Annotated in this window: 1 protein-coding gene; it reads right to left on the bottom strand. The window is 62.1% G+C overall.

Annotation, left to right across the window (positions count from 1 at the left end):
• Positions 1-261, bottom strand: a 261-nt coding sequence (locus tag F6V25_RS16890) for a GTP-binding protein (RefSeq protein ID WP_246167086.1), incomplete at both ends; no start/stop codon positions are given.

The following is a 261-nucleotide window of genomic DNA, read 5'->3' as shown; positions in this document are numbered from 1 at the left end:
GTTCCAGCAACTCGGCGTCGTCCACCATGTCCGCCTTGTTCAGGAAGACGACGATGTAGGGAACGCCTACCTGACGGGCAAGCAGGATGTGCTCGCGGGTCTGGGGCATGGGGCCGTCAGCGGCGGACACAACCAGGATGGCGCCGTCCATCTGCGCAGCTCCCGTGATCATGTTCTTCACGTAGTCGGCATGGCCCGGGCAGTCAACGTGGGCATAGTGACGCTTGTCGGTCTCGTATTCAACGTGCGCAGTGGCAATCG

The sequence above is a fragment of the Oryzomonas japonica genome (genome assembly GCF_008802365.1).
Taxonomy (GTDB): domain Bacteria; phylum Desulfobacterota; class Desulfuromonadia; order Geobacterales; family Pseudopelobacteraceae; genus Oryzomonas; species Oryzomonas japonica.
This window is presented reverse-complemented; position numbering and strand designations above follow the sequence as displayed.